This is a genomic window from Bradyrhizobium sp. (genome assembly GCF_035484855.1).
Classification (GTDB): Bacteria; Pseudomonadota; Alphaproteobacteria; order Rhizobiales; family Xanthobacteraceae; genus Bradyrhizobium.
Map to the genome: position 1 here is coordinate 1 of NZ_DATHOP010000003.1, position 2,812 is coordinate 2,812.

Annotated in this window: 3 protein-coding genes; all 3 read left to right on the top strand. The window is 63.6% G+C overall.

Annotation, left to right across the window (positions count from 1 at the left end; translation table 11 throughout):
* The coding region (locus VK804_RS00190) for a hypothetical protein (protein WP_325366457.1) at positions 1 to 299 on the top strand (299 nt) is incomplete at its 5' end.
* Between the two features lie 131 nt (positions 300 to 430).
* Positions 431 to 1,459, top strand: coding sequence for an IS110 family transposase (locus VK804_RS00195; protein WP_325366459.1), 1,029 nt, complete (start codon positions 431 to 433; stop codon positions 1,457 to 1,459).
* A 457-nt stretch (positions 1,460 to 1,916) separates the two neighbouring features.
* Entirely contained in the window at positions 1,917 to 2,684 is a 768-nt protein-coding gene (gene modA, locus VK804_RS00200; RefSeq protein ID WP_325366461.1) for a molybdate ABC transporter substrate-binding protein, read from the top strand.
* The last annotated feature ends 128 nt before the right edge of the window (positions 2,685 to 2,812 follow it).

The following is a 2,812-nucleotide window of genomic DNA, read 5'->3' on the forward strand; positions in this document are numbered from 1 at the left end:
ATTTCCGGTTCGCCAAGAGGACTGCAGTGTCCCGCCCGCAACAGGCTGCAAAAATCGTTTTAGCCCACGAATGCGTGCCAGGAATCGCCATCATCTCCGCAATGATCGTCTCGCCCTCAAGTGGTGATCGGTGTCGCGCAGGGAGTAAGGGCATGTGGTGGCTTTATTTCCGTCGGGACGGTAAACTTGTCGGCGTCGCAATCATCGAAGCACCGACGCTTTATCACGCGCGCACCAGAGTGGCCGTTCGCGGGATCGGAAGGGCTGTGGACTACAGCGACGCGAAAAAAACTCGATGACGGAGATGCGGCACTGGTTCCTGCAAATTGTATAGGCAGGCTGCTTTTGATGCGGTGGACGGCGCCCGCTCCCGGCATCGAAGTGCCATAGAGTGATCGTTGTGACGAATCACATGAGGGGAGCCGTCCGGATGCAAATTACCACGATCGGTTTGGATATCGCCAAGAACGTGTTTCAGGTCCACGGCATTGACGCCAAGGAGAAGGTGGTCGTGAGGAAGCAACTGCGGCGTGGGAAGTTGATGGCATTCTTCGAGGCACTGTCGCCCTGCCTGATCGGCATGGAGGCTTGTGCCACGGCGCACCATTGGGCGCGCGAGCTGACGAAACTCGGCCACGAGGTCCGTCTGATGCCGGCGAAGGATGTGAAGGCCTACGTCAAGCGCAACAAGAACGATGCGGCCGACGCCGAGGCAATCTGCGAGGCGGTGCGGCGCCCGACGATGCGTTTCGTGCGGATCAAGTCGCCCGAACAGCAGGGGCAGTTGATGCAGCACCGTACGCGCGATCTGCTGATGCGTCAGCGCACCCAGCTGATCAATGCCTTGCGGGCGCATCTGGCCGAGCTCGGCATCGTAGCGGCGAAGGGTGAAGGCGGGGTCAAGGAATTGCTCGCGATCGTGGCGGACGAAGAGGATACGCGCTTGCCGATCGATGCGCGGGCGAGCGTCATCGTGCTGGCGACGCAGCTTGAGGCGGTGCAGACGGTGATCGGGGCGATCGAGAAGCGGATCAAGATGCAGCATCGTGCGAACGAGGCGAGCCAGCGGCTCGAGACCATCCCAGGCATCGGGGTCATCGGGGCAACCGCGATCGCCGCGACGGTAGCAGACCCGACGGTTTTTAAATCGGGGCGCGATTTCGCGGCCTGGATCGGCCTGGTACCACGCCAGGATTCAACCGGGGGCAAGCAGAAACTCGGGCCGATCTCCAAGCAGGGCGACCGCTACATGCGGCGCATTCTGATCGTCGGCGCGCATTCCGTGTTGCGGCGCGCCCAGCAGAACCCTGGGAAGTATCCCTGGCTCACGCAACTGCTGGCGCGGCGGCCTTTCAAGGTCGTCGCGGTGGCACTTGCCAACAAGATGGCTCGCGTCGCCTGGGCACTGTTGGCCCACGGAGGCACCTATCGGGCGCCTGAGCTTGCTGAAGCTGCCTAAAGGGGCTCGGCGAGGAAGAGAACGAGGATTGGTTAAGCGCGTCCACGAACTGCAAGGGTGATGAAGATTATGATGCGAAACGGTCGAGACCGTCGATCGGAAAACCCGTTTTGGGCCACCGCGAAGAAAGAGCGCGTGCTTTTGGTTGGGACCGATCAGCGGATCACATCAGGGCCAGCAGCCAAACGGCTGCGTTCAAAGGCCGGATACATGGCTGCACCCGAACGCTTCGCTGATAGTCAGATTCCTCTTGCACCGCGGGCGCCGTCCATACATGGCCCATGACTTCACCTGCCGCAGTGCAGTAATTCGCCGGCGATGCGGGGCCGGCAATCCGGCCATCGTTCGCCGCGGCGCGTATTTCTGGCGGCGATCAGCGACTTGGAGCAACTGACCAAACCGGCGCCATGGGCGCCGTTTCCCGCTATACTGCCCTCGACAACACCGGAGGAGAGCCATGCGCCATTTAGGGTTCACCATTGCGACTGCGATGTTGCTGTCGGGGCCCGCAACCTACACCCGGGCTGACGCCGCCGAGATTGCCGTGCTGGCGGCGGCGGCGATCGAGCAGCCGTTCGAGACCGTTGCGCACGCGTTCGAGCACGATACCGGCACAAAGGTCAGCGTCGAATTCGGCTCGGTCGGGGCGATCCAGAACAAGCTCAAGGCCGGCGCCAAGCCCGATCTCGTGATCCTGTCGACCGCGGCCGTGGCGGCGGCGGAGAAGGACGGCGCGGTGCTGGCCGCAAGCCGCGCCGTCGTGGGCCGTGCCGAAATCGGCGTCGCGGTCCGCGACGGCACTCCGGCGCCGGACATTTCGACGACCGACGCTTTCAAGAAAGCGCTTCTCGCGGCGAAATCGGTCTCGTTCACGGATACGGCCGGCGGCGGAACGGCCGCGGTCTTCATCGCCGGCCTGTTGGATCGGCTCGGCGTCGCGGCCGCCGTGAAGCAAAAGGCGGTGCCGTTCAATACCGGCCGCGAGGTGATCGGCGCCGTGCTCAAGGGCGACGCCGAACTCGGCATCGGCTTCACCACCGAGTTCGTTCCGGTCAAGGGCGTGAAGGTGGTCGGCGCGTTGCCGAAGGAGATCGAGTTCGTCAACGAGTACTCGGCCTACATCCCGGCGACGAGCGCTGCCGCCGAGCCGGCGCGGGCGTTTCTCGCCTACCTCGCCCGCCCGGCCTCGCGCGACACCTTCAAGGCCGCCGGCGTGATGCCGTAGCGTTCTTAGGATTCGTCCGCCAACAATCGATTTGGTTTTCGTCCCCTCTCCCGCTTGCGGGGGAGGGTTAGGGGGTTAGGGAGGGGGCAATTCCACGGCACAGACTCGCTGCGAGAGCCCCCTCCCCA

What these genes read in the sequence shown, in the direction of transcription:
- VK804_RS00195 (WP_325366459.1), top strand. Translation starts at nt 431, where the DNA reads ATGCAAATTACCACGATCGGTTTGGATATCGCCAAGAACGTGTTTCAG.
- modA (WP_325366461.1), top strand. Translation starts at nt 1,917, where the DNA reads ATGCGCCATTTAGGGTTCACCATTGCGACTGCGATGTTGCTGTCGGGG.